Here is a 511-nt window from a genome sequence, read left to right on the forward strand (position 1 = left end):
GGTAGAAGTAGGTGATGTTCGACATCGAGCTGGCGAAGTTGCCTCCGCCGAAGCCGGCGAGGGCTGCCACCAGGAGCAGGACCGGGAAGGGCGTTTCGGGGTTGCCGAGGCAGATCGCCATCGCGATCGCCGGGATCAGGAGGAGGCCGGCAGAGATGATCGTCCAGTTGCGTCCGCCGAAGATCGGGACCAGGAACGAGTAGGGGATGCGCAGCGTCGCGCCGACGAGGCTGAGGAGCGCGAAGATCAGCACGATGTTGACGGCGAGGGCGATGACGGCGACGAGGCCGAAGGCGCCGTAGCTCGCCACCATGAAGATGAACACGGCGACCATCGCCGCGTAGGCGGCGTTGCGGCCGGCGTCGATGCTGTCCTGCCCGAGCTCCGGCCCGATGGTCCGCTCCTCCAGGAATGTCAGCCCGGCGGGCAGGGCGCCCGCGCGCAGCAGCACGGCGAGGTTGGTCGACTCCTCCACCGTGAAGCTGCCGGTGATGATGCCCGAGCCGCCGGG

The 511-nt window shown here is 68.5% G+C and carries 1 protein-coding gene; it reads right to left on the bottom strand.

From position 1 onward, the window contains the following. Positions 1-511, bottom strand: a 511-nt coding sequence (locus tag D7Y13_RS47380) for a SecDF P1 head subdomain-containing protein (RefSeq protein ID WP_439329264.1), incomplete at both ends; no start/stop codon positions are given.

The organism is Corallococcus praedator (assembly GCF_003612125.1).
GTDB classification, from domain to species: domain Bacteria; phylum Myxococcota; class Myxococcia; order Myxococcales; family Myxococcaceae; genus Corallococcus; species Corallococcus praedator.